Raw genomic sequence first — 23,937 nt, 5'->3', positions numbered from 1 at the left:
GCGGGCGCGGTCGCGCCGCTCTTCGACCCCAATGGTGGCGCAGCGGCTCGGCGCGGCGGTAGGACGCCCCGGCCAGCCGCTGTAGGCCGGCTCAGTCGCGGGCGGCGTTGCCCAGGCGCCGGACCTGCGCCTGGTACTCCCGCTCCACGCGCGCGATGCGGCCTTGCCGCGCATCCTCGCTCACCCACTGCGCCAGACGGGCATGGCGCAGCGCCAGGTCGCGCTGCATGCGCGCGGCCTCCAGCAGCGCGCTGTCGTCGGCGGGCTCGTAGCCCAGGTCGGCCTGCAGCGAGCGCAGCACCGCCCGCTCCGCGTCCGCGCCGGGCGCGCGGCCGTAGTCCAGCAGCAGGTTGCGCAGCCCGGCCTGCTGCTCGGCCGGCAGGTCGCGCCGTACGACGATCTGCGCGGGCGGGGTGGGCAGCGAGGTCCACAGCACCTGCAGTCGCCCCGCCTCGGCGGGAAACAGGGCCTGGAAGCGCTCGAAATCCGTGCTGTTGGTGGTGGCCACGTCGGCATCGCCATTGGCCACGGCCAGGGCGTTGTCCTGGTGGTTGCCCACCGTCTCGGCCTTGAAGCTGGTCTCGATGTCGACGCCATGCGGCAGGAAGAGCTCCGACTGCGGCACGATGAAGCCCGACACCGAGCGGCGGTCGCCGCGCGCGATGTGCCAGCGTTCGGGGTTCTGCAGCACGGCGTCCAGCGAGGCCGGGCCGCCGTTCAGGCGCCCCAGCAGCAGCGCCCGGTGCTCCACCTGCCGCGGGTCGCGCCGTCGGCGCACCTGCGCCAGCACCTGCATCGGGCCGCTCGTCACGGCGTCCAGCGCCATCTTGCCGGACAGCAGCGCGAAGTCGACGCGGCCGTGCTGCAGGGCGCGGTCCAGCGTGTCGTACTGGAAGGCGCTGAACACCGTCACCGGCCGCCGCAGCGTCGAGGCGATGGCCAGCAGCAGTGGCTCCCAGCGGCGGCGGCTCTCGACCGCGTCGCCCATCGGCAGCAGGCCGAACACCAGGGCGGCGGGCGCACCGGCGCGCTCGCCGCCGGGCCGCGCACCGGCCGCGAGCCCCGGCGCCAGTGCCGCGCCGGCGCCCAGGGCGAGGGCACCGACCAGCAGCCGGCGGCGGCCTTCAGCGCCCGTCATCGCGCAGGGCGGCCATCTGTTCGGCGAAGGCCGCGTCCAGCCGCTGCAGCCGTGCCTGGCGGGCTTCCTCGTTCACCCATTGCGCGGTCATGGCGTTCTGGCGCGCCAGCTGGTAGGCCAGGCGGGCCGCCGGCACCAGCGAGCTGTTGTCCGCCGGCAGGAAGCCCGCCAGGTCGTGCAGGGACTTGAGCACCGCCCGCTGCGCCTCGCCGCGCGCGCCCGGCGCCTTGCCGTAGGCCACCAGGAAGGCCTGCACCTGGCCCCGCAGCGCGGGCGGGTAGCCGTTGCGCATGACGATCTGCGCATGCGGGATCAGGTCGGATTCCCAGATCACCCGCAGCCGCCGCGCCTCGGCCGGGAACTGCAGGCGGAAGCGCTCGAAATCCGCGGTGTTGTTGGTGGCCACGTCGGCATCCCCATTGGCCACGGCCAGGGCGGTGGCCTGGTGGGTGCCCACGGTCTCGCTGCGGAAGCGCTCCATGGCGATGCGGTTGGGCAGGAAGAGCTGCAGCTGCGGCACGATGTAGCCCGACACCGAGCGCGGCTCGCCGCGAGCCAGGCGCCAGCGCTCCGGCTCGGCCAGCAACGCCTCCAGCGAGGGCAGGGGCCCGCCCTCGCGCACCAGCAGCAGCGCGCGGTAGCCGGGCAGGCCGTCGTGGCGCGTCACCTGCGCCAGCACGCGCATCTGGCGCAGCGTCACGGCGTCCAGCGCCATGCGGCCCGAGAGGAAGGCGATGTCCACCTCGCCGCGCTGGATGGCCTGGTCCAGCGCCTCGTACGAGGTGACCGACAGCACCGTCACCGGCCGTCCGATGGCCCGCCCCATGTCCGCCAGCAGCGGCTCCCAGTCGTTGCGCGACTCGAAGGCGCCGCCCAGCGGCAGGATGCCGAAGCGCACCGGCGCGGCCGCCGGCGCCGGCGCAGTCGGCGGCAGCACCTGCTGCGCAGCCGACAGGCTGGCGGCCAGGCCGATCCACAGCGCGGCCAGGGCCTGCGCAGCCCGCCTCAGGGCGACGCCGGCGACAAGGCAAGGGCGCCGGAGGCGCCTCTGAGGCTGGCAGTCGGGACGGGCGGCGGCGAGGGGCGCGGGCATGGCTGACTGAACGGGTTAGAGCGAATGCGCAGTCGTGGTGCGGCTGCGGACAATTCACAATTAGAAAACATTCGACGTTTTTTCTGTGACGTTTCTCACATGAGCGCCCTGCCGGGCCGTTCCCAGCCAATGCGCACGGCCGCCGAAGCCGCCGACGGTCCGCCCCGGGCCGCCGCGGCGCGGCCCGTGCCGGCGGCGCACACCGGCCCCGCCACCAGCGCGCCACCGCCGCCGCGGCAGGGGCGCGGGGCGCGTTTCTCGCTGGCGCGGCTGTCGCTGGGCCAGCAGATGGTGCTGCTGGCCGTGTTGCCGGCCACCCTGGCCATGATGGGTGCCATCGGCGTGCTGATGCGCCAGTACCTGGACGGCATGACCGAGCTGGTGCGGGCGAATGCCCAGACCGTGGGCCTGCAGCTGGCCACCGCCGCGCAGGCGCCGCTGGCGCAACTGGACCGCCGCGCCCTGCTGCGGCTGGCGCAGTCCGGCATCGCCCAGCCGCATGTGCAGCAGGTGCAGGTGTGGTCGGACGACGGCGAGATCCTGGCCAATGCCGAGACGCAGGACCGCGCGCGCGGCGCCGGCCTGCGCGCCGTGGTGCCGGTGCCTGCGCTGGACGGTCGCGGTTCTGGCGGGCAGGTCATGGTGGAGATGAGCCTGGATGCCGTCGGCAGCGCCCGTCGGGCCGTCTGGCTCAACGTGCTGCTGGCCCTGGGCGCCAGCCTGGCGGGCGTGGCCCTGGCGGCCGGCTGGGCGGCGCGGCGCATCAGTGCGCCCATCCGCCGCCTGGCGCGCGCCGTCGACCGGCTGGGCGCGGGCGAGGAGGCCCATGTCGCCATCGAGGGCGCGGCCGAGGTGCGCCGGCTGCAGCACGGCTTCAACGCCACCGCCCATGCCCTGGCCGAGGGCCGCCGGCTGCTGCAAAGCCGCATCGAGACGGCCACGGCCGAGCTGGCCCGCAAGAACGCCCAGCTCGAAGTGGCCAGCCAGGCCAAGACCCGGCTGCTGGCCGCCGCCAGCCACGACCTGCGCCAGCCGCTGCATGCGCTCACGCTCTTCGCCGACGGCCTGGCCAATGGCGAGACCGATGCGGGCAAGCTGCAGCGCATCGCCCACATCCGCGAGTGCGTGGACTCGCTGGACCGGCTCTTCCTGGAGCTGCTGAACCTGTCGCAGCTGGACGCCGGCGTGCTGCAGCCCCAGTGGGCCGACTTTCCGCTGGATGCGGTGTTCGACGAGATCAGCCGCAACTTCCGCCCCGTGGCCGAGCAGCAGGAGCTGCGCCTGGTGGTGCGCAAGACCGACCTGTGGGTGCGCTGCGACCAGGTGATGCTCACGCGCGTGCTGTCGAACCTGGTCTCCAACTCGCTGCGTCACACGCCCGGCGGCGGCGTGCTGGTGGCGGCGCGGGGGCGCGGCCGCTCGGTGCGGGTGGAGGTGTGGGACACCGGCATCGGCATCGCGCCCGAGCATCAGTCGCGGGTGTTCGAGGAGTTCTACCAGGTCGATCCGCAGCAGTCGCGCGGCACCCGCGGCATGGGCCTGGGCCTGGCCACGGTGCAGCGGCTGGCGCGGCTGCTCAACACCCGGGCCGAGCTGCATTCGGTGCCCGGCCGCGGCACGCGCGTGCGGCTGCTGCTGCGGGCGGCGCATCCGCCGGCCCATGCCGTGGTGCGCCCGGCCGCCACGATCACCCAGCCGCTCACCCTCTCGGCGCCGTCCGGCGACGTGCGGCTGGACGGCCTGCGCATCCTGGTCATCGACGACGAGGCGGGCATCCTCGAAGGCCTGCAGGTGGTGCTGGGCGCCAGCGGCGCCACCGTGATGGCCGCGCAGGGCCGCGAAGAGGCCCTGGCCCTGGCCGACGCCTGGGAAGTGCCGCCCGACGTGGTGGTCAGCGACCTGCTGCTGCGTGCCGGTGACAACGGCCTGGCGGTGCTGGAGGCGCTGCGCCGGCATCCCAAGGGCATCGGCGACGACACCGCCTGCCTGCTGGTCACCGGCGAGACCAAGCCCGAGCGCCTGCGCGAGGTCGCCTCGGCCGGCGTGGCCGTGCTCTACAAGCCGGTGTCGCCCCGGCTGCTGCGCCAGGCGATCCAGGCCCAGGTGGTGGCGCGCGGCATCGCGCCGGACGGCGGCCCGCCTGCGCGAGCGGTGTAGGCCATCGGATATAGCGCCGGCCGCCTGCGGCGCCGGCAGCCCGCCTCGCTAGTCCCTCCGCCTTATCGCCCTCGGCGCGGGCGCTTCGTACAGTGGGCGGCCGCCCGTTCCTGCCCCCTCCATGCCCGTCTGCTCCCCCTTCCGCCAGCGCCTGCGGGCCGCCCTGCTGGGCCTGGCCCTGCTCGCCAGCCTGGGGCCGGCGCATGCGGCCGGCTGGACGGTGCTGCTGGCCGACGACGCGCCCGGCCATGCCGAATTCGCCCGCGAGCTGCGCGTGGCCCAGCCCTCGGCCGAACTGCTGCGCCTGCCGGCGGGCGCCGCACCCGAGCCGGCCGAGGCCGAAGACGAGCGCACCGCCGCCAATGCCGGCGTGCGCACCCGCAGCCTGCGGCCCGCCGCCATGCCCGAGCGCCTGACCGTCGCCGTGGGCGCGGCGGCGGCCCGTGCGGCGCTGGACCGCGGCGGCAGCGAGCCGCTGCTGCTCGCCATGCTCAGCCGGCTGGACTACGAGGGCCTGCGTCCCTTGCCCGCCTTGCGCATGCCGGGCCGGCGCATCGGCGTGCTGCTGCGCGAGCCCTCCTTCGCCGACCAGCTCGCCCTGATCGACGCCGTGCTGCCCGGGCGCCGCCGCCTGGGGCTGGTGGCCACCGCCGAATCCGAGCCCATGCTGCGCGAACTGCAGCGCGCTGCGGCCGGCGGCGAATGGTCGCTGCAGGTGGAGCAGGCGCCCGATGCGCTGTCGCTGGCCGGCGCCCTGCGCGCCGTGCTGCCGCGCTGCGAGGCCCTGCTGGTGCTGCCCGACGCCATCGGCAGCAGCCAGGCCGCCACGCTGGCGGTGCTGCATGCCGGCGCCAGCGCGGGCGTGCCCGTCTTCGGCAGCAACGAGGGCATCGTGCGATCGGGCGCGCTGGCGGCGGCCGTCTCCACCCCGGCGCTGCTGGCGCGCCAGGCCCAGGCCATGGGCCGGCGGCTCGCCGCGGCGGGCGGTGTGACGCCCATGCCCGTGGTCGAGAGCGCCTCGCCCGCGGTGGCCCGGGTGAATCCCAATGTGGCCCGCAGCCTCGGGCTTGTGCTGCCCACCGAGCAGTCGCTGACCGAGCGCTTGGCCGGACAGAGATGAGAGCACCCCCCCATGCCGCTGCCACGCTCCGGGCGGCCGCCAGAGGCGGCTGCTCTTCGGGCACGTCCAAGCCTGCGCAGGCAGGCTTGGAGCCGCGGCCCTCAGCCCCTCTCTTGCGCCTTCGGCTTCGAGGGGGCGCACCCAGAGGCCTGGCGAAGCCAGTTCCTCGGGTGCCCTGGCGTGGCCTGCTCCGCGGCCTTCTGACCATTGAGGGTGCGCGGGTGTCCGGCGCGGTGGATCGTTGAAATGATCGTGGGCTCGCTTGCCGGGGGCGATCCGCGGCCGGCTGACACGGCATCCGGCCGGCTGCTCGTGGTGCGCGGCAGCCTGCAGCGCGACCTGGTGCGGCTGGGGCTGCTGCCCTGCGCGGTGGTGGCGCTGCTGCTCACGGGCTGGCTCACCCACAGCCGGCTCGCGATGCTGGACGACGTGTTCGCGGCCGAGGGGCGGGCCATCGCGCGGCAGGTCGCCGCCATGTCGGACCTCAGCCTCTATGCCGGCGACGTGGCCGCGCTGCAGAGCGTGGCGCAGGCCGCGCTGCGCGGCGGCCAGGCCAGCCGGGTGGAGATCAGCAATGGCGCCGGCATCCATGTGGTGGCCGCCGGCGCCGATGCCACCCACCCGGACCGCCTGCGCAGCTTCACCGCACCCGTGCTGCTGCGCGAGGCCTCGCGCACCATGGCCTTCGCGCCGCCGGGCGTCACCGCGGCCGGCGATCAGGCCATCGGCAGCGTGGTGGCCCTGCGCGACACCACGCAGCTGCGCCGCGCCCGCATCCAGTCGCTGCTGACCGGCATCGGCATCGGCCTGCTGGCGCTGGGCGGCGCCTGGCTGGCGGTGCGGCACATGGCGCGCGACATCGCCCGGCCGCTGCGCCGCGTGACGCAGACCGTCGCGGCGCTGCAGGCCGGCCAGTTCGACGCCCGCTGTGCCATCGCCGGGCGCACGCCGCGGCGCGGCCGGCCCATGCACGAGTTCGCCACCCTGGCCGACGACGTCAACCGCATGGCCGAGCAGTTGCAGCGCCACAAGCAGGCCAGCGACGAGCGTGTGCGCGAGGCCACGGCCGTGGCCCTGGAGCGCATGACCGAGGCCGAGCAGGCCGCGCTGTCGCGCTCGCGCTTCCTGGCTGCGGCCAGCCACGACCTGCGCCAGCCGCTGCATGCCATGGGCCTGTTCATCGACGGCCTGCTCACCGGCGCGGCCGAGACGCAGCGGCCCGCCCTGCTGCGGCTGCAGGAGAGCACGGCCTTCATGAGCCTGCTGCTGGACGACCTGCTGGAGATCTCGCGCCTGGACGCGCGCGTGCTCACGCCCGAGGTGGCCGACCTGCCGCTGGCGCCGCTCTTCGATGCGCTGGCCGCGCAGCATGCGGCCCATGCGGCGGCCGCCCGCGTGCGCGTGGCGTGGCGGGCCCGCGGGCTGGCCGTGCGCAGCGACGGCGGCATGCTCCAGCGCGTGGTCGGCAACCTGGTGGCCAACGCCATCCGCCATTCACCGCCGGGCGGCACCGTGCTGGTCACGGCGCGGCGGCGCGGGGGCGACCGGGTGCGCATCGAGGTGCGCGACCGGGGCGTGGGCATCGCGCCCATCCACCAGCAGCGCATCTTCGAGGAGTTCTACCAGGTGGCCAACGTGGAGCGCGACCGGCGCCAGGGCTTCGGCCTGGGGCTGGCCATCTGCGCCCGGCTGGCCACGCTGCTGGGCAGCCGCATCGGCCTGAACTCGGCGCTGGGCTGCGGCAGCACCTTCTCGCTGGCGCTGCCGCAGGCCCAGGCCGCCCCGCAGGTCGCGCCCGTGCCCGCGGCCTCGGTACCGCCCGGGGAACCGTCGCTTGCCGGCCTGCGCTGCCTGCTGGTGGACGACGACGCGCACATCCGCATCGCCACGGCCGAGCTGCTGGCCCAGTGGGGCTGCGAGGCCGTCTGCCTGGCCAGCGCGCGCGACGCCGTCGCCTGCCTCGGCGCGCCGGGCGAGCGCTTCGACCTGGTGCTGTGCGACCTGCAGCTGGCCGAGGGCGAGGACGGCCTGGACGTGCTGGCCGCCGCGCGCCGGCTGCAACCCGATGCGCTGGCGGTGGTCATCTCGGGCGCGACCGGTCCGCAGGCCCTGCAGCGGTTGCGCGCCGCGGGCGCGACCGTGCTGACCAAGCCCGTCGCGCCCGCCCGGTTGCGCGCCTTGCTTGCCACGTTGAAATGATGCCTCGATCCCCCTTGGAGCCCACTGCATGCGCGATCCCAGCGAACTGAGCGGCATCCGCCCCTTCATCGCCACGCCCTGCCATGGCGCGCAGGTGGGCAGCCTGTATGCGCGCAGCCTGCTGGGCCTGGCCAACCTGGCCTGGCAGCACGGCTTCGCCATGCAGACACGGCTGCTCGACGGCGACAGCCTGATCACCCGCGCCCGCAACCGGCTGGTGGCCGAGTTCATGGCCGACGCACGCTGGACGCATCTGTTCTGGATCGATGCCGACATCGGCTTCGAGCCCGAGGCGGCGCTGCGCCTGCTGCTGGCCGGGCGGCCGGTGGTGGCCGGCATCTATCCCTACCGCACCTCGGCCTGGCCGCAGCAGGGCCTGCCCCAGGCGCTGCCCGCGGGCAGCCGGCAGGCCGACTTCGACGCCCGCTACGCGCGCTATCCGCTCAACGTGGGCGACACGCCGGTCACGGCCGATGCCGACGGCTTCGTGCCGGTGCTGGACGCGCCCACCGGCTTCATGCTGATCGAGCGCGGCGTCTTCGAGCGCATGGCCGAAGCCATGCCCGAGCTGCGCTACACGCCCGACCCTGGCGACCATGCCAACGCGCACCTGCCGCACCACCGCTTCTTCGACGTGATGGCCGAGCCCGGCGGCGGCCGCTACCTGAGCGAGGACTACGCCTTCTGCCGCCGCTGGCAGCAGCTGGGCGGCACCGTCTGGGCCGACCTGCAGTCGCGGCTGTCGCACCAGGGCCAGCAGGTGCAGGTGGGTGACCTGGGGCGGGCGCTGGCGGCGCGCATGGGGCCGACCCCGCCGCCCGCGCCGGGCGACTGAAGCCGCCGCGCGTCCGTCACACCACCAGGTGCGCCTCCAGCGCCTCGCGGCCCAGGGCACGCATCTCGCCCTGCAGCACGCAGCGGCCATGGTCCAGCACCAGCACGTCGCTGGCGATGGCCTCCAGGAAGCTCAGGTTCTGCTCGACCACGATGAAGCTGCGGCCCTCGGCCGTGGCCTCGTGGATGCACTGCGCCATGCGGTCGATGTTCTCGGGCTGCACGCCTTCGGTGGGTTCGTCCAGCATCGTGAGCGGCGCTGCCAGTGCCATCGTGCGCGCGAAGGACAGCAGCTTGCGCTCGCCGCCGCTGAGCGCGCCGGCCCGTTGCGCCAGCCGTTCGCGCAGCCGGGGAAAGCGTGCGAAGAGCGTGTCGTAACGGGCATCGCGGCGGCGGCCGATGTGCAGCCACAGGTTCTCCTCGACGCTGAGCTCGCCGAACACCACGTTCTCCTGCGGCGCATAGGCGATGCCGGCCGCCAGCCGCGCATGCGGCGGCAGGGCGCGCAGGTCCTGTCCGGCCCATGCCAGCGTGCCGCCGGCCACCGGCAGGAAGCCGGCCAGCGCCTTGAGCAGCGTGCTCTTGCCGACGCCGTTGCGCCCCAGGATGCCCAGCACGCGACCGGGCGCGGTGCAGCCGGACACGCCGCGCACCACCACCGTGTCGCCGTAGCCGCACTGCAGATCGTCGAACTGGAGGACGGGAGGTTTCTTCATTTGCGGGCTCCGGCATAGACGGTGCGCACCGCCGGGTCGGCCTGGATCGCTGCCATCGGCCCGTGGGACAGCAGCCGTCCCTGGTGCAGCACCAGCACGTCGCCGCCCAGGGCGGCCACGGCGGCCAGGTCGTGCTCGATCAGCAGCGCTGCCGCGCCCAGTTCATGCACGGACTCGCGGATGACATCGATCATGCGGTGGGTCTCCGCCGGCGAGAGGCCGGCGCAGGGCTCGTCCAGCAGCACCAGCCGGGGCTCGGGCAGGAGCGTCATGACCAGCTCCAGTGCCTGGCGCTGCCCTTGCGACAGCTGGCCGGCGGGCAGGGCCTGCTGCGCCTGCAGCTCGGGAAAGCGCGCCAGCAGCCGGTGCAGCAGCGGCGTGTGCCAGCCCAGCGGCGCTGCGCCCAGCGCCGCCAGGGGCGCCAGGCGGCCGGCCCACAGGGCGACCTGCAGGTTCTGCGCCACGCTCAGTGCCGGGAAGACCGACGGGATCTGCAGCTTGCGGCCCACGCCGTGCCGGGCAACACGCCAGGCGTTCAGGCCGGTGATGTCGGCCTCGCCGAGCTGCACCGTGCCGCCGCGCACCGGCAGGCGGCCGGTCATGGCGTTGAAGGCCGAGGTCTTGCCGGCGCCGTTGGGTCCGATCACGGCCCGGATGCCGGGGCCCTCCAGCGCCAGCGAGAGGCCGTCGAGGATGCGCACCCCTGACTGGCTGCAGCGCACCGCGTCGAAGCGCAGCGCCGGCACGCCGGCCGGGCTCGCGGATGGCGGCGCGGCCACCGGGCGCGCGGGCGCGGGGGCGAGCCAACGGTCGGTCCAGCGCGCGGCCAGGCCGGCCAGCCCCTCGGGCAGGAAGCGCACCACGGCGATGAACAGCAGCCCGACCGCCACCTCCCAGTAGGCGAAGGCATCGCGCAGCTCCGACGACAGCCAGCCCACCGCCACCGCGCCGAGCAGGGCGCCCAGCGGGCTGGCCTTGCCGCCCACCGCAGCCCAGATCACGAACTCGGTGGACAGCACGAAGCCCATCGCCTGCGGCGTGACGATGCCCTGATGCGCCGCGAACAGCACGCCGGCCACGCTCGCCAGCAGCGCCGACAGCGCATAGGCCTTGGCCTTGATGCGGTCGGTGGCATAGCCGAAGAGCTGCATCCGGTCCTCGCTCTGCGCGATGCCCGACCACAGCGTGCCGATGGGCCGCCGCAGCCACAGCCCCAGCAGGCCGGTGGAGACCACGGCCGCCGCCGCCACCAGCCAGTAGAGGTGGCCGAAGCGGTCCAGGCCCGGCAGCTCGGGGATGTCGCCCAGGCCGTTGAAGCCGCCGGTGACGCTGCGCCACTGCAGCGCCGCCAGGCTGCCCAGCATGGCCATGGCGAGCGTGATCAGCGAGAAGTAGGGCCCGCTGCGCAGGCTGCGGGCGAACAGCAGCCGCGCCACGACCCAGGCCAGCAGCGCCGGCAGCAGCAGCGCCGCCGCCAGCGCCCCGGCGCCCGTCGGCGTCGCGAGCCCGGCCTTGAGCGCACCGCCGGCCAGGTAGGCACCGAGGCCGAAGTACAGCGCATGGCCCAGCGGCAGGAAGCCCAGCCGGCCCCAGCACAGGGCCACGCCCTGGGTGGCGATGCCGTAGATGAGGAACAGCGCCACCTGGTAGGCCAGGAAGTCGTTGCCGGCCAGCGGCAGGACCACGAGACCGGCAGCCAGCACGGCGGCGGGCGCAAAGGCGCCCAGGCGGCCGAGCGCTGCCGGCCCGCTGCGGGCGACGGCGGGACGGGCCAGGTCAGCGGCGGGCAAGGAGTCCATCGGGTTTGAGCCACAGGAAGAGGATCGAAAGCACCAGCACCACGGCGTAGCCGCTGGTCTGGCCGGCAATGCTGCTGACCACCGCCTGCGTGCCGCCGATGGTGCCGACGCCCCCCAGCAGCCCGCCCAGCGAGCCCAGCCCGCCCACCACCAGCACGAAGAAGGCGTCGAGCAGGTAATCCACGCCGATGCCGGGCTCCACGCGCACCAGCGGCGCCAGCAGCACGCCCGCCGCGCCGGCCAGCACCACGCCCACCACGAAGGTGCGCGAGGCCAGTCGGCGCGTGTCGATGCCCAGCGCCTGCGCCAGCACCGGGTTGCCCGTCATGGCCCGCACGCGCAGGCCGGCGGTGCTGCGCCGCCACCACAGGCCGATGGCGACCAGCAGCAGGGCCACCAGCAGGATCAGGCCCAGCCGGTAGGCCGGGTAGGCGGTGGCGCCCAGCATCAGCGGCTGCGCCAGCGGCGTGTCGAGCGTCTGGTAGCCCTTGCCCCAGATCGCCTCCACCGTCTTGCGCATCAGCATGGCCAGCGCCCAGGTGGCCAGCAGCGTGTCGAAGGGGCGGGCATACAGCGGGCGGATCAGCCAGCGCTCGACCGCCCAGCCCAGCGTGCCGCACACCACCACGGCCAGCGGAAAGGCGGCGGGCAGCGGCCAGCCCCAGCCCTGCACCGTGACCACGCAGTAGGCGCCGAGCATCACGAACTCGCCGTGCGCCATGTTCATCACGCCCAGCAGGCCGAAGACGATGGCCAGCCCCAGCGTGGTGAGCGTCAGCGTGGCCAGCTCGTAGACGATGTTCAGTCCGTGCAGGACCAGGCTGCCGTCCACCGTCACACCTTGCAGCTCTGGCCCGAGGCCACGCGCGGGAAGGTCTTGACCACGCGGAAGCCCTGCGCGTCCACATCGGCCAGGTAGATGTCCTGCTCCACATGGCGGTTGTGCATGGTGACCGCGCCGCGCGGGCCGGTGTAGCTCGCGCCTTCGCTGGCGGCGTCCATCTTTGCGGTATCGAGGCTGCCGGCCTTGCGGACGATGGCGTCCATCATGAGGAAGCCTTCGTAGGTGGATTCCGCCAGCCCGTTGAGCGCGGGCGCCTGCGCGCCGAAGCGTGCCGCATAGGCCTGGGCGAAGGCCTTGGCGCCGGCGGTGTCGATGCGCGCGAAATAGCCGGAGCTGGAGTACAGGTTGCGCGCATTGGCCACGCCGATGCCCGCCAGCGTGTTCTCCTCGATCAGCGTGCCCAGTCGCAGTGCCTTGTCGGCCAGGCCGAAGCTGGCGAAGGCCTTGTTGAAGTTGACCGAGGCGCCGCCCACCAGCGACACCAGCACCGCGTCGGCGCCGCTGTCGCGGATGCGGGCCAGCGTGGCGTCGAAGTTGTCCACGGTGAAGGGCAGGTATTCGTCGCCCACCACCTGCGCGCCGGTCTGGGCGATGTAGGTCTTGGCCGTGGCATTGGTATTGCGGCCCCAGATGTAGTCGTTGCCCACCAGGTACCACTTGGTCGGCTTGCGCTCGGCGGCCAGCCAGGGAATGACGGGCTGCAGCTGCTGCTGCGGCGTCTCGCCGTTGACGTAGGTGGCGCGGGCGCATTCGCCGCCCTCGTAGATCGGCGTGTAGAAGTAGGGCACCTGCCCCTTGAAGAGGCCGACCAGCGCGCCACGCACGGCGCTGTCGTGCATGCCCACCACGGCGGCGGCGCCCGAGCCCTTCCACAGCTTGAGCGCGGTCTGCGCGGCCTCGGCCGGTGGCAGTCCGGCATCGCCGAACAGCAGCTCCAGCTTGCGCCCGAGGATGCCGCCACGGGCATTGAGCGTCTCGGCGGCCAGCTGGGCGCAGGCCTTGGCCGAGGGGCCGAACAGGCCGGCCGGCCCGCTCTGCGGGATGAGCACGGCCACCTTGAGCGGTGTTTCGGCCAGCGCGGGCGGCAGGGCCAGGGCAGCGCCGGTGGCTGCGCCGCTGCGGATGAAGTCTCGACGGTTCATGGAATCCTCCTCGTGAAGCCAGGGAAAGGGATGGCGCGCAACGACCTTCTCAGTCGAGCGGCGGCAGGGCGGGCGGGGGCAGCACGCGCTCGATCGCGGCGCCGATGGCGAGCAAGCGGCGGTCGCTGCCGGCCGGGCCGTCCAGCGCCAGGCCCACGGGCAGCCCGTCGGGCCCCACGCCGGCAGGCAGGCTCAGCCCGGGAATGCCGGCATTGCTGCCCGGATCGGTGTTGCGGATGTAAGTCAGGAAGGCCGGCTGCGGCGTGCCCAGGAATTCCACCCCGCCGCCGGCCAGCAGTGGTCGCGCGGTCAGCGGCGCGGTGGGAAAGGCCAGCGCCTCCACCTGCGCCTGCGCGAAGGCCTCGCGGTAGAGCGCCTGCAACCGCTCGCGGGCGGCCAGGGCCTCGCGGTAGGCAGCCTCGGGCACGCCGTCCTTCAGCAGCGGCTGCAGCAGGCCGGCCACGTCGGGGCTGCCGATGCCGGCGAGCAGCGCGGGCAGGTCGACGTCGTGCCCGGCCTCGCGCAGGTAGCCGGGCATCTGCGCCATGAATTCGTAGAGCGCCACCGGGAAGCCGACGGCGTCGTTGAGCGCGTCCAGCTCGGGCAGGGCCACCTCGACCAGCACCACGCCGGCGCGCTCCAGCGCCTGCCGGGCCTGCGCCATCACGGCGGTGACCGAGGCATCGCAGGCATCCCAGAAGCGCTGCGTCGGCAGGCCCAGGCGCAGGCCGCGCAGCGGGATGTCGGCCAGCGGCGTGGCGTCCTGCGCCATCACGGCGTCCAGCAGGGCCAGGTCGTGCACGCTGCGGGCCATGGGGCCGGCGGTGTCGCGGGTGGCCGAGATGGGCGCGATGCCGCCGCCGGGAATGCGCCCCACCGTGGGCCGCAGGCCGGCGATGCCGCACAACGCGGCCGGCAGCCGCACCGAGGCGCCGGTGTCGGTGCCCAGGGCGGCGGGCACCAGCCCGGCACTCACCACCACGGCGCTGCCGCCACTGCTGCCGCCGGGGATGCGATCCGGCGCCCAGGGGTTGCGGATGCGGCCGGTGACGGCGTTGTCGCTGGAGATGCCGAAGGCCAGCTCGTGCATGCCAGCCTTGCCGGCCACGACGGCACCCGCTGCCCGCAGGCGGCGCGCCACCTCGGCATCGGCGCGCGGGCGGCGGCCGTGCAGCGCGCCCGTGCCGGCGCCGGTGGGCAGGTCGGCGGTGCCGATGTTGTCCTTGAGCGCGAGCGGGATGCCCGTGAGCGCCGGCGCGTCGCCGCGCGCCAGGGCTGCGTCGGCTTGCGCGGCCTGGGCGAGGAAGGGCGTCGGGTCGAAGGCCACGTAGCCGTTGAGGTGGGCCAACTGCTGCGTGCGGGCGGCGAGGGCCTGCGCCAGCTCAGCGGCGCTGAAGTGCTTCTGCGCGAGGCCCTGCTGCAGCGCGGCGATGCCGAGCCGGTGGAGCGGTTGCGGGTTTTCCATAGGCGGAGGGTGGGCGCACGGGGGTGCCGCGGGAGGGCCGGCACGCGTACGCTCGAAGGAGTTGATGCAGCGGAAGGCTACCCAGCAGCCGCTTGCCAGGCACCCGTCGAGATTGACGGGACGCGCAGTGGCGAAGATGGCTGCATCTGGCACGACCGTTGCTGCATCCGCTGCCACCGGCAGCGGCCGGCGTCCGACCCGCACCCTTTCACGCCCAGCACCAGCGATGTACCTCTCGAATGACCAAGTGGCGGCACTGTCCGAGTGCTACCGGGTGCTTGCGAGCGCGGACGACCTGCACGAGCTGCGGCACCTGCTGGTCCCCGCGCTGGCGCGGGCGCTCAGGGCGCAGTCGCTGGTGTCGCGCGACTACGACGCCGGCAGCCGCCGCTACGCCATCAGCTTCGCCCACAACCTGGATGAAGCGCACGCCCAGCGCTACGAGGCGCATTTCCAGTTCTGCGATCCGATCACGCCCGTGCTCCAGCCGCTGCGCTGCGGCGGCTTCGCGCATGCGCTGCCGCGGGCGCAGCTGGTGCGCACCGAGTTCTACAACGACTTCCTGCGGCCCTACGAGATGCACCGCGGGCTCAACCTCTACGCCTGCGACGGCGACACCTTCGTCGGCGACATGCTGGCCTTCCGCAGCGAACGCCAGCCCGAGTTCGAGGACGGCGAACTGGCCATCCTGCGGATGCTGGAGCCGTCGTTCACGGCGGCGCTGCTGCGGCTGCGCAAGGTCCGCACGGCGCCGCTGGCGACCGTGATGGACGACGCAGCGCTGCTGGGCGTGCTGGCCCGCCAGTCGCTGACGCCGCGCGAGGCGGAGGTGGCGCTGCTGGTGTTCCGCGGCTGTGCCGACAAGGAGATCGCCCGCAGCCTGCAGCTGCAGCCGACCACGGTGCGCTACTACCTCAACAACGCGGCCGAGAAGCTCGGCGCCCGGGGCCGGACGCGGCTGGCCCACCGTGTCTCGCAGCTCGCTGCGGCACCGGCGGCGGGTGGCGTCCGGACGCACTGACGCCGACGCCGCACGTCCGCACGCGGCGGCACAGCCCACCCGCGGCGCGGTCTTGTGCCCGCATCGGCCCGGTGCGCCACGGGCCCCTTCCATAATCGACCGGATGCCGATCCTGCACGCCGACGACCTGCTCCGCATCCACACCTACGCGGCCATCGAGCCCGGCCCCCGGCTGTTGGTGATGGGCGGCGTACACGGCGACGAGACGGGCGGCACGGCGGGCATCGAGCGCCTGAAGGCCGAGCTCGACGGCGGCACACTCGGCGTGGCGCGGGGCCGGCTCACGCTGGTGCCGGTGGCCAATCCGCTGGCGCGGCGGCTGATGCAGCGCGAGGGCGAGCGCAACCTCAACCGCGCCTTCCGCCCCCGCACCGAGCCGCGCGACTACGAGGACCGGCTCACCAACCTGCTCGCGCCGCTGATCGCGCAGCACGAGGTGCTGCTGGACCTGCATTCCTTCGAAAGCCCCGGCGAGGCCTTCGCCATGATCGGCCCGCGCGACAACCCGGGCCCGCTGGAGCCCTTCGCCCGCGCCGAGGAAGAAGGCCGCCTGGCCCTGCACATCGGCACGCCCACCATCGTGGAAGGCTGGCTGGACGTCTACGCCGCGGCCATCGCGCGCCGCGCGGGCGGCGTCGCGCCGTCCGAGGACGAGATCGACTACGGCCGCGGCACCAACGAGTACATCCGCAACTGCGGCGGCTACGGCGTGACGCTGGAATGCGGGCAGCACCGCGACCCGATGGCGCCCGAGGTGGCGTGGCAGGCCATCCGCCGCACGCTCGCGTTGCTGGGCATGGCGCCGCTGCCCGAGGGCCTGGCCGCGCATCCGCCGGCACGGCCGCGCCTGCTGCGGCTGCGCGATGTGACCGACCGGCTGCACGAGGGCGATGTCTTCGTGCGCGAGTGGGCCACCTTCGACGCCGTGAAGGCGGGCGAGCTCATCGGCCATCGCCACGATGGCAGCGAGGTGCGGGCCGCCGCGGACGGCCACATCGTGTTCCCGAACCCCGTCGCGCGGGTGGGCACCGAGTGGTTCTACTTCGCCACGCCCAGCGAGCGCCTGCTGGGCTGAGGAGCGCGGGCCGGCCCGCTGCCTGCTCGCTCCTCGGAGCGCGTGGACTGCAGGCGCGGGAGGGGCCTGCGAGCGTTCAGGCCGCCGGCCGCAGGCGCGTCACCAGCGTCTGCAGCGCATGCCGCACCGTCGCCGCGCGCACGGCGGCGCGGTCGCCGCTGAACAGGCGCCGCTCCGTCCAGCACTGGCCGTCCAGCGACCAGCCGAACCACACGGTGCCCACCGGCTTCTCGGCCGAGCCGCCGCCCGGGCCGGCCACGCCGGTGACGGCCACCGCCGCCTGCGCGAGGGAATGCGCGACGGCGCCTTCGGCCATCGCCCGCGCCACCGGCTCGCTCACCGCGCCATAGGCGGCGATGAGGTCGGCCGGCACGCCCAGCATCTGCGTCTTGGCCTCGTTGGAATAGGTGACGAAGCCGCGTTCGAACCAGGTGCTGGAGCCGGCCAGGTCGGTGCAGGCGCCGGCGATCAGGCCGCCGGTGCAGCTCTCGGCGGTGGCCAGCATGCGGCCGCTGGTGCCCAGCAACTCGGCCAGTTGGCGCACCAGCGCGGGCAGGTCGGGCGGCTCGTCGGCGGCGGGCGGGACGGGGGCGATGATCATGGTCGTCGGCCTGGAAGTCGGAATGCGGAAATCGGCGCGATCACCAGAACGCGCGCGCCAGCGCGATCACCAGCAGCGTGCAGAAGGCCGCCACCAGGTCGTCCAGCAGGATGCCCAGGCCCGACAGGGCCCAGCGCGGCGCCGTCGGGTCGTGGGGGATGAGCCGGTCGGCCCAGCCCACGGGCCCGGGCTTGGCGGCGTCGAACAGGCGGAACAGCGCAAAGGCCACGATCTGGGCCAGCAGCCCGGCCGGCAGCACCAGCCACAGCACGAGCCAGATGGCCGCGATCTCGTCCCAGACCACGGCGCCCGGATCGGGCACGCGCAGATTGCGCGCCGCCACCGTGCACGCCCACCAGCCGACAGGCCAGGCGGCCAGCGTCACCACGCCGAGCGCGAAGGGCGACAGCACATGCGCCAGCACGACGAACACCGCCCATCCCCACAGCGTGCCGGCCGTTCCCGGCGCCACGCGCGAGAGGCCGGAACCGAAGCCAAGGGCGATGGCATGCGCCGGATGGGCGCGCAGGAAGGCCCAGGTGGGCCGCACCGGCGGCAGGGGCAACACGCCGGCAGGGGCAGCGGAGAAGGCGGGCGCGTCGGGGGGAGAAGACGGAGCAGCGGACATGAGCCGCCGATGGTAGACCCGGCCTCGCGGGATGCCCAGCCTGTCGCCTGCGTCGGTCGGACTGCCTCCCTCTCCCGCGAGGGGTGAGGGGCTCTGGATCCGCAGGCCGCGTGTGACGGCCCGCGAGGCGGCCCCTTCAGCCTGCGGCGACCGTCTGCGCGCTGCGCCCGGCCAGTTGGGCCAGCAGCGCGCCGGGGTCGGCCGGCAGCCGGTCGCCGCGCCAGGCCACGTGCTGGTCGGTGCGCACCAGCAGCAGCGCATGGGCATAGGCGGCGGGCAGCGGGCCGGCGGCCACCGGGTCCACCACCGTGAGTGGCATGCCCAGTGCGTTGGCCGCGGCCTGCAGCGGTGCCACGTCCACCGCCGGGTCCAGCCGCAGCAGCGTGTAGCCCGTGCCCAGGAGGTCGTAGAGCGAGCGGCCGTCTGCCAGCCAGAAGTGCGGCGCGCGGCAGCCGGGCACCGTCGAGGGCGTGAAGTCGCCCATCGAGTAGGCGGGCGGCTGGGCGCCGTCGTCCACGATCAGCGGCGAGCCGGCGTAGAAGTAGCCGAAGTTCAGGCCCGCGCAGCAGAACTGCTGCACGTTCAGGTCGTAGGCCTCGCGGCCCACGCGCGCGCGCTCGGCGTCGGCCTCGGGGCCCTGGGCTTCGATGTTGGGCGGCACGGCGCCGCGGGCGCGGATCATCTTCTGCGCATGGTCCATGGCGAAGTGCGACACCTGCTCGGTGATCGGCTGGCGCTCGGCCTGGTAGGCGTCGAGGATGGCCTCGCCGCCCCAGCCGTGCAGCCGGGCCGACAGCAGCCAGGCCAGGTTCACGGCATCGGCGATGCCCGCGTTCATGCCGTAGCCGGCATAGGGCACCCACAGGTGCGCCGCGTCGCCGGCGATGAACACGCGGCCGTTGCGCAACCGGTCTGCCACCAGGCGGCGGCCCACCCAGTCCTCGCGGCTGATGACCTCGTAGTGGAAGTCGGGGCCCACGCCCAGGATGGCGCGGATCGACCAGTCCCGGTCCACGGCGTCGAAGTCGGCCTCGTGCGGATGCAGGTGGTTGTGTACCAGCCAGTCCTGCTGCCCGTCGATCGCGAAGACGGTGCCGCAGCGCTCGGGGTTGACGGCATAGCAGCACCAGGCGTCCTTGTCCGTCAGCAGGGCCTTGAGCCCTGGCGCGCGGATGAAGGTGGACTGCACGCGCTGGATCACCGGCGTGCCTTCGAGCTTGGCGCCCATGGCCTTGCGCACGCCGGAGCTGCCGCCGTCGCAGCCCACCAGGTAGCGGGCGCGCAGCGGGCGCGTGGCGCCGCTGTCCAGGTCGAGCAGTGTGGCCGTCACGCCGTCCTCGTCCTGCACGAACTCGGCCACCTGGGTGCGGTTGAAGAGCTGCACGCCCGGCTGCGCCGCGGCATGGTCCAGCAGGATCGGCTCCAGGTAAATCTGGTTGATGCGGTGCGGAGGCTCGGGCGTGGGCCACCAGCCGTCGGGGCCTGCGGTGTCGGTGTAGCGCGTGCTGCGGCCCGGGATGGGGATGCGCGTGAGTTCGGTGCCGGTCACGCGGGTGCGGAACACCACGTCGTTCGGATAGTCGGGCGGCAGGCCCGCATCGCGCAGGCGCGCGGCCACGCCCAGGCGGCGCAGCTGCTCCATGGTGCGGGCCGACACATGGTTGCACTTGACGCTGGGCGGCTCGCCATAGCGGCGCAGTTCGGCCACGGCCACGCGGTGGCCGCGCTGCGCCAGGTCGGTCGCCAGCGTCAGGCCGACGGGGCCGCCGCCGACGATCAGCACGTCGGCGTCGAAGAGGGAGGATGAAGAGGCGGAAGAAGTCATCGTTGCAGTCTTGTCAGTCCAGCTTGATTTGGGCGGTTTTGATGACCTGGCCCCACTTGCGCGTCTCGCTCTGGATGTAGCGCTCGAAGGCCTGTGGCGTGTCGGGCGCCGGCTCCACGCCCTGGGCGCGCATGGCGGCCTGGTTCTGTGGATCGCGCAGCGCAAGGTTGAAGGCCTCGTTGAGCTGCGTGACGATGGCCGTCGGCGTGGCGGCCGGTGCTACCACGCCGAACCAGCCGGTGGCGTCGTAGCCGGGTAGGCCGGCTTCGGCCAGCGTGGGCACGTCGGGCAGCGAGGGCAGGCGCTGCGGACTGGTGACGCCGAAGGCGACCAGCTTGCCGGCACGGATCTGCTGCAGCGCGGCCGGCAGGTCGACCATGGCCAGCGGCACCTGGCCCGCGATGGCGTCGATGGCCGCCGGGCCCGAGCCGCGGTAGGGCACGCCCACCACCCTGGCCTCGGCCATCTGCTCGAACAGGGCCGTGGCCAGGTGCATGGCGGTGCCGTTGCCGCCGTGGCCCACCGACAGCCCGCCCGGCTTGCTGCGGGCCAGCGCGATCAGCTCGCGCAGGTTGCGCGCCGGCACCGAGGGGTGGCCCACCAGCACGAAGGGAATGGCCGCCAGCATGCCCACGGGCTTGAGGTCCTTGAGCGGGTCGAAGGGCATCTGGGCATACAGGCTGGAATTGGCCGACAGCGCGCCGGCCGCGCCCACGCCCAGCGTGTAGCCGTCGGCCGGCGCCTTGGCCACCAGCGTGAGGCCGACGTTGCCGCCTGCGCCGGGGCGGTTGTCCACCACCATCTGCTGGCCCAGCTTCTCGTTGAGGCGGGGCGTGAGCAGGCGCACCACGGCATCGGTGCTGCCGCCGGGCGGGAAGGTGACGACCAGGCGGATGGGCTTGTCGGGCCAGTTGCCCTGGGCGCGGGCGGCCAGCGGCGCGGCCAGCAGCGCCGCCAGCGAGGCCAGGCTGGCGCGCCGCGTCAGGCCGGCGGCATGTTCTGTCGTCATCGATCTGTCTCCTGTTTTTGTCGAGGCCGCATTGAAGCGCGTCAGCATTCATTCGTAAATCGAGAAATTCGAATGAAAATTTCAGGTCACCTGATGAATCGTTCCTTCACGCCCACCATCCGCCAGCTGCGCGCCTTCGTCGCCGTCTACCAGTCGCGCCGGCTGGGCACGGCGGCGCAGCGGCTCTTCGTCACCCAGTCGGCGGTGAGCATGCTGCTGCGGCAACTGGAGGAGGGGCTGGACACGCGCCTGTTCGACCGCACCACGCGCTCGCTGCAGCCCACCGCGGCGGCCACCGACATGCTGCCCACGGCCGAGCGCATCCTGCGCGACGTCGATGCGCTGGCCGGCGGCTTCCGGGACCTGGCCACGCTGGAGCGCGGACGTGTCGCGGTCGCCATCACGCCCACGCTGGCGGGCTTTCTGTTGCCCGAGGCGGTGCGCCGTTTCGGCGAGTCGCACCCCGGCGTGCGGGTGGTGGTGGACGACTGCGCGCCCGACCAGTTCGTGGCCCGCGTGCTGGGCGAGCATGTGGACTTCGGCCTGGGCACACCCGAGCGGCCCGGCGCCGACATCGAGACCGAACCGCTGCTGCGCGACCACCTGGCCTTCGTCTGCCGGCGCGACCATCCGCTGGCCGGCCGCCGCAGCATCCGCTGGACCGACCTGGCCGGCCATCCCGTCATCACCTCGCGCGGCGGCTACGGCGTGCGCCAGACGGTGGACGTGACCGCCGCGCGCGCCGGCGTGGCGCTGGAGGTGGCGGGGGAGGTGAGCTTCCTGTCGACCGCGCTGTGGATGACGGCCAGCGGCCTCGGGCCGTCGGTGATGCCCTCGGCCTTCGCGCGGGCGCGCGGCGATGCGGACCTGGCCGTGATTCCGCTGTCGGCACCGCGGGTCTCGCGCGACATCTCGGTGGTGACGCGCCGTGGCCGCTCGCTGTCGGCGGCCAGCCGAAGCTTTATCGAGATGCTGCGGGCGCAGTGGGGCTGAGCGTCAGCCGAAGTGGTCGAAGGACGCGAAGCGCTGGTCCACCGGCCGGCCTTGCGCATCCACCACGCGCAGGCCGGGCTCGGCCTCGATGCGGCCGATGCGCGTCACCGGCACGCCGGCCGCACGCGCCGCGGCTTCGACGTCGGCCGCGCGCCCTGCCGGTGCCGTGAACGCCAGCTCGTAGTCGTCGCCGCCGGCCAGCGTCAGGCTGCGCTGCATCGCGGCGTCCAGCGCCACCGCGCCGCGGGCGGCCAGCGTGCCGGCCACGGCGTCGGCGTCGAGCCTGGCTCCCACGCCGCTGGCGCGCAGCACATGGCCCAGGTCGCCGGCCAGGCCGTCGCTGATGTCGATGGCGCTGGTGGCGATGCCGCGCAGCGCCAGGCCCAGCGCGACGCGCGGCGTCGGCTGCTCCATGCGGGTACGGGCCGCGGCGAATACCGTTTCGGGCACCGAGAGCCGGCCGCGGAACACCTCCAGCGCCAGCCGCGCATCGCCCAGCGTGCCGCTGACCCAGAGCTCATCGCCCACGCGCGCGCCGCTGCGCAGCAGGGCCGCGCCGCGCGGCACCTCGCCGAAGACGGTGATGCACAGGTTGAGCGGGCCGCGCGTGGTGTCGCCGCCCATCAACTGGCAGCCGTGTGCATCGGCCAGGGCGAACAGGCCCTGGGCCAGGCCGGCCAGCCATGCTTCATCCACCGAGGGCAGCGACAGCGCCAGCGTGAAGGCCAGCGGTCGCGCGCCGCAGGCGGCCAGGTCGCTCAGGTTGACGGCCAGTGCCTTGTGGCCGAGCAGCGCCGCATCGACCGTGGAGAGGAAGTGCCGGCCCTCGACCAGCATGTCGGAGGAGACGGCCAGCTGCATGCCCGGTGCCAGGTCCAGCAGCGCGCAGTCGTCGCCCACGCCCAGCGCCACTGCGCCATCGGGCACCGCCGGGCGCTGGAAGAACTGGCGGATCAGATCGAATTCACCCATGTCGATCAGCCCACCGGCGTGCGGAAGCGCTCGGCCGCCTGGCGCACCACCTCGGCCAGCAGCCGTTCGCGGCCCTGGCGCTCGCGCAGCCAGCGGGCGTCGTTCTCGCTGGCCTCGACCGAGCTGCGCAGGCGGCCGAAGGCGCGGGTGGCGTCGAGCACGGCGGCATGCGGCTCCAGCATGGTCATGGTGCGCAGGATGTGCTCGCGCAGCGGCATGTGCTCGCCGTTGGACGGGTCCACGTACACCGCGTCCAGGCCGAAGCGGCAGGCCTGGAAGCGGTTGTAGGTGTAGACCAGGTAGTCGTCCTCGCTGGGCACGAAGGGCTGCTCCTGCAGGAAGTACGCGGCCAGCGTCTGCACGTAGCCGGCCAGCGCCGCAGCGCGCTCCACCGTGAGCGGCGTGTCGAAGACGCGGATCTCGATGGTGCCGTACTCGGGCTTGGGCCGGATGTCCCAGTAGAAGTCCTTCATGCTCTTGACCACGCCGGTGCGGGTCATGCGCGCGAAGTAGCCCTCGAACTCCTTCCACGACAGCGTGAAGGGCGCGCGGCCCGACAGCGGGAAGGCGAAGACGGAATTGAGCCGCGCCGAGTCGAACTGCGTGTCCTGCCCCTGCACATAGGGACTGGAGGCCGACAGCGCGATGAAGTGCGGGATGTAGCGGCTCATGCGGTGCAGCATCAGCAGCGCCGAATCGGCATCGGGGCAGCCCACGTGCACGTGCTGGCCGAAGATGGTGAATTGCTTGGACAGGTAGCCGTACAGCTCCGACAGCTGGCGGAAGCGCGGCTTGTCGTAGATGCGCTGCTCGTGCCACTGCTGGAAGGCATGCGTGCCGCCGCCCAGCACCGCGATGTTGAGCTTGCCGGCCACCTTGACCAGCGCGTCGCGAAGCGGCCCCAGCTGCTGCAGCACCTCCTCGGCCGAATGGCAGACGTCGGTGGAGATCTCGATCATGCTCGAGGTCATCTCCGGCACCACGCTGCCGCGCAGGTCGAACTGGGCCATGCCGCGCAGCATGTCCTCGGCATAGGGTGCGAGGTCGTAGTCGTGGGTGTTGACCAGTTGAAGCTCCAACTCCACGCCCAGCGACAGCGCCTTGGAGCTGCGGAAGGGCTCCAGCGGCACCACGCGGGCATCGGCTTCGCGCTGGGCGCGCGTCGGCTCGGCGGCCGGGGGCGAGAAGGGCGAAGGGGGGTTGTCCAGAGGGCTCATAAGGCAACCTCCATCTTGACGCTGCCCCGGACAGGTGCTGAGGTGGCGAACCGACTTCCGTGCCCTCGTGGTGACTGCCCGTGGCGCTG

The 23,937-nt window shown here is 73.6% G+C and carries 20 protein-coding genes; 7 read left to right on the top strand and 13 right to left on the bottom strand.

Translation table 11 applies throughout. The features are described from left to right. Positions 1-91 precede the first annotated feature (91 nt). Together ABIC63_RS23735 and phnD are read right to left on the bottom strand one after the other, a co-directional pair. Positions 92-1,138 (bottom strand): phosphate/phosphite/phosphonate ABC transporter substrate-binding protein, encoded by a 1,047-nt coding sequence (locus tag ABIC63_RS23735; RefSeq protein ID WP_354321599.1) that lies wholly within the window; start codon positions 1,136-1,138, stop codon positions 92-94. After that, on the bottom strand, positions 1,125-2,231 hold the full coding sequence (gene phnD / locus ABIC63_RS23730; protein WP_294367834.1) for a phosphate/phosphite/phosphonate ABC transporter substrate-binding protein: 1,107 nt from the start codon (positions 2,229-2,231) through the stop codon (positions 1,125-1,127). The genes ABIC63_RS23735 and phnD overlap by 14 nt, the downstream gene beginning before the upstream one ends. Positions 2,232-2,330: 99 nt before the next feature. On the opposite strand from phnD, the gene ABIC63_RS23725 reads away from it, so the two are divergent. The 4 genes from ABIC63_RS23725 to ABIC63_RS23710 all read left to right on the top strand — a co-directional run bounded on the left by ABIC63_RS23725 (position 2,331) and on the right by ABIC63_RS23710 (position 8,542). After that, positions 2,331-4,388: an ATP-binding response regulator gene (locus ABIC63_RS23725; protein ID WP_354321598.1), complete on the top strand. Its 2,058-nt coding sequence runs from the start codon at positions 2,331-2,333 to the stop codon at positions 4,386-4,388. Positions 4,389-4,509: 121 nt separating this feature from the next. Then, the gene (locus tag ABIC63_RS23720) at positions 4,510-5,508 is read left to right on the top strand and encodes an ABC transporter substrate binding protein (protein WP_354321597.1); all 999 of its coding nucleotides are present in this window, start codon (positions 4,510-4,512) and stop codon (positions 5,506-5,508) included. 246 nt (positions 5,509-5,754) lie between these two features. Beyond that, positions 5,755-7,707 (top strand): ATP-binding protein, encoded by a 1,953-nt coding sequence (locus ABIC63_RS23715; protein ID WP_354321596.1) that lies wholly within the window; start codon positions 5,755-5,757, stop codon positions 7,705-7,707. 28 nt (positions 7,708-7,735) lie between these two features. Beyond that, on the top strand, positions 7,736-8,542 hold the full coding sequence (locus tag ABIC63_RS23710) for a hypothetical protein (RefSeq protein ID WP_354321595.1): 807 nt from the start codon (positions 7,736-7,738) through the stop codon (positions 8,540-8,542). 16 nt (positions 8,543-8,558) lie between these two features. Here ABIC63_RS23710 and ABIC63_RS23705 read toward each other — a convergent pair whose 3' ends face one another. From ABIC63_RS23705 to iaaH, 5 genes are read right to left on the bottom strand one after another with little or no spacing between them, the layout of a single operon-like run. Further along, a complete protein-coding gene (locus tag ABIC63_RS23705; protein ID WP_294367846.1) occupies positions 8,559-9,257 on the bottom strand; it encodes an ABC transporter ATP-binding protein in 699 nt (232 codons plus the stop codon). Next, positions 9,254-11,056, bottom strand: coding sequence for a branched-chain amino acid ABC transporter ATP-binding protein/permease (locus ABIC63_RS23700; protein WP_354321594.1), 1,803 nt, complete (start codon positions 11,054-11,056; stop codon positions 9,254-9,256). The genes ABIC63_RS23705 and ABIC63_RS23700 overlap by 4 nt, the downstream gene beginning before the upstream one ends. Then, entirely contained in the window at positions 11,034-11,888 is an 855-nt protein-coding gene (locus ABIC63_RS23695; RefSeq protein ID WP_294367849.1) for a branched-chain amino acid ABC transporter permease, read from the bottom strand. Before ABIC63_RS23695 ends, ABIC63_RS23700 begins: the two co-directional genes overlap by 23 nt. A gap of 2 nt (positions 11,889-11,890) precedes the next feature. Next, positions 11,891-13,042, bottom strand: coding sequence for a substrate-binding domain-containing protein (locus ABIC63_RS23690; RefSeq protein ID WP_294367851.1), 1,152 nt, complete (start codon positions 13,040-13,042; stop codon positions 11,891-11,893). Positions 13,043-13,091: 49 nt separating this feature from the next. Further along, the gene (iaaH, locus tag ABIC63_RS23685; RefSeq protein WP_354321593.1) at positions 13,092-14,507 is read right to left on the bottom strand and encodes an indoleacetamide hydrolase; all 1,416 of its coding nucleotides are present in this window, start codon (positions 14,505-14,507) and stop codon (positions 13,092-13,094) included. Between the two features lie 226 nt (positions 14,508-14,733). Here iaaH and ABIC63_RS23680 point away from each other — a divergent pair, with 226 nt between their 5' ends. Then, positions 14,734-15,528 carry a helix-turn-helix transcriptional regulator gene (locus tag ABIC63_RS23680; protein ID WP_354321592.1) on the top strand — a complete coding sequence of 265 codons (795 nt, stop codon included), beginning with the start codon at positions 14,734-14,736 and terminating at the stop codon, positions 15,526-15,528. 103 nt (positions 15,529-15,631) lie between these two features. Beyond that, a complete protein-coding gene (locus ABIC63_RS23675; protein WP_294367864.1) occupies positions 15,632-16,603 on the top strand; it encodes a succinylglutamate desuccinylase/aspartoacylase family protein in 972 nt (323 codons plus the stop codon). Positions 16,604-16,679: 76 nt separating this feature from the next. On the opposite strand, the gene ABIC63_RS23670 is transcribed toward ABIC63_RS23675, so the two are convergent. From ABIC63_RS23670 to ABIC63_RS23655, 4 genes are all read right to left on the bottom strand, one after another. After that, positions 16,680-17,204: a CinA family protein gene (locus ABIC63_RS23670; protein WP_354321591.1), complete on the bottom strand. Its 525-nt coding sequence runs from the start codon at positions 17,202-17,204 to the stop codon at positions 16,680-16,682. Between the two features lie 40 nt (positions 17,205-17,244). Beyond that, positions 17,245-17,832, bottom strand: a complete 588-nt coding sequence (locus ABIC63_RS23665; protein ID WP_354321590.1) for a phosphatidylglycerophosphatase A family protein — start codon at positions 17,830-17,832, stop codon at positions 17,245-17,247. A gap of 136 nt (positions 17,833-17,968) precedes the next feature. Next, positions 17,969-19,657 (bottom strand): FAD-dependent oxidoreductase, encoded by a 1,689-nt coding sequence (locus ABIC63_RS23660; protein WP_354321589.1) that lies wholly within the window; start codon positions 19,655-19,657, stop codon positions 17,969-17,971. A 13-nt stretch (positions 19,658-19,670) separates the two neighbouring features. Then, complete coding sequence (locus ABIC63_RS23655; protein WP_294367875.1) at positions 19,671-20,666, bottom strand: Bug family tripartite tricarboxylate transporter substrate binding protein; 996 nt, start codon at positions 20,664-20,666, stop codon at positions 19,671-19,673. 93 nt (positions 20,667-20,759) lie between these two features. On the opposite strand from ABIC63_RS23655, the gene ABIC63_RS23650 reads away from it, so the two are divergent. Further along, entirely contained in the window at positions 20,760-21,659 is a 900-nt protein-coding gene (locus ABIC63_RS23650; protein WP_354321588.1) for a LysR family transcriptional regulator, read from the top strand. 3 nt (positions 21,660-21,662) lie between these two features. On the opposite strand, the gene thiL is transcribed toward ABIC63_RS23650, so the two are convergent. Next, positions 21,663-22,631, bottom strand: a complete 969-nt coding sequence (gene thiL / locus ABIC63_RS23645; RefSeq protein WP_354321587.1) for a thiamine-phosphate kinase — start codon at positions 22,629-22,631, stop codon at positions 21,663-21,665. A 5-nt stretch (positions 22,632-22,636) separates the two neighbouring features. Then, entirely contained in the window at positions 22,637-23,761 is a 1,125-nt protein-coding gene (locus ABIC63_RS23640) for a YbdK family carboxylate-amine ligase (protein WP_234193722.1), read from the bottom strand. Positions 23,762-23,937 lie beyond the last annotated feature (176 nt).

This window comes from Pseudacidovorax sp. 1753 (assembly GCF_040544975.1).
GTDB lineage: Bacteria > Pseudomonadota > Gammaproteobacteria > Burkholderiales > Burkholderiaceae_C > Xenophilus.
Note: the sequence above shows the minus strand (reverse complement) of the source record. Positions and strands in the feature narration are given on the sequence as shown.